This window comes from Vibrio sp. YT-19(2023) (assembly GCF_033337395.1).
In genome coordinates, this window is record NZ_JAWOQN010000539.1 from 1 (window position 1) to 681 (window position 681).

At 50.2% G+C, this 681-nt stretch carries 1 protein-coding gene; it reads left to right on the plus strand.

The annotated features are described in order from the left end of the window. Window positions 1-681: cation:proton antiporter (locus tag R7E78_RS26990; protein WP_318058726.1), on the plus strand; the 681-nt coding region annotated here is incomplete at both ends.

A 681-nucleotide genomic window follows, 5' to 3' on the forward strand; every position in this document is an offset into this window, starting at 1 on the left:
TCCAACATTTTGCGGAATTTGGCGTTGTAATGATGCTGTTCCTTGTTGGTTTAGAACTCGAACCTAAAATGCTGTGGGCGATGCGTAATCGCTTGATGGGGTTAGGTGGCTTGCAAGTTGGCGGCACTGTCGCCGCGATTATGGGTATCGCCTTGTACTTTGAGCAGCCTTGGACGATTGCTCTGGCGATTGGCCTAATTTTCGCGCTGTCATCAACCGCCATTGTGCTGCAAACCTTTAGCGAAAAAGGGCTAACCAAAACAGAAGGTGGTAAAAACGCGTTTTCTGTTCTGCTCTTTCAAGATATCGCCGTTATCCCGATGTTGGCCTTTATTCCATTGTTGGCCCTGCCGGAGTTAGTCGAACAAGCACAAAATGCCGTTCAAACTGCTGCGCAGCATCATGACGATTTAAACCTCGTGGCCGATTTGCCGGGCTGGGCATACGGAATTGTCATCACTGCATCGATTGCAATTGTTGTGGTTGGCGGACACTTTTTAAGCCGCCCGTTACTTAAGTACGTGGCGAGCTCTGGTTTGCGCGAAATCTTTACGGCGACCGCGCTCATGCTGGTGATTGGCATCGCTGCGCTGATGAGTTTAGTGGGCTTGTCTCCCGCGCTTGGAACTTTCTTGGCAGGCGTAGTATTGGCAAACAGTGAATTCCGCCACGAGTTAGAGT